This window comes from Streptomyces africanus (assembly GCF_002150735.1).
GTDB classification, from domain to species: domain Bacteria; phylum Actinomycetota; class Actinomycetes; order Streptomycetales; family Streptomycetaceae; genus Streptomyces; species Streptomyces africanus.
Genome location: NZ_MUKA01000645.1, coordinates 1 through 431, shown reverse-complemented (window position 1 = coordinate 431; position 431 = coordinate 1). Strand labels below are relative to the sequence as shown.

The 431-nt window shown below is 68.8% G+C and carries 1 protein-coding gene; it reads left to right on the top strand.

Annotated elements, in window-relative coordinates; translation table 11 throughout:
• Positions 1 to 153 precede the first annotated feature (153 nt).
• Positions 154 to 363: an Asp-tRNA(Asn)/Glu-tRNA(Gln) amidotransferase subunit GatC gene (locus CCL05_RS43045; RefSeq protein ID WP_086565897.1), complete on the top strand. Its 210-nt coding sequence runs from the start codon at positions 154 to 156 to the stop codon at positions 361 to 363.
• Positions 364 to 431 lie beyond the last annotated feature (68 nt).

Sequence of the window (431 nt, the reverse complement as noted above, 5' to 3'; positions counted from 1 at the left end):
GCCACCGCGGTCGTCGTCCTGATCAGTGCCGGACTGCTCTTCGCCGTCTGAGAACCACCGTCACCGACGGCCGGGCCGAACCGTTTCACGGGCACGGCCCCGCGCCCCATAGGATTGGGCCACATCCATTCACTCACCCCAGAGGATCGCTGCATGCCTGGCATCACGCGCGAGGAGGTCGCCCACCTCGCCCGGCTGGCGCGTCTGGAGCTGAAGCCCGAAGAGCTCGACCACTTCGCNNTGACCAACGTCATGCGCCCGGACGAGGTCCGTCCCTCGCTCACCCCCGAGCAGGCGCTCTCCGGAGCCCCGGCCCAGGAGCAGCAGCGTTTCAAGGTGCCGCAGATCCTGGGGGAGGAGTAACCCGCCATGACGGACAGTCCCATCATCAGGCTCACGGCCGCCGAGACCGCCGCGAAGATCGCCTCCGG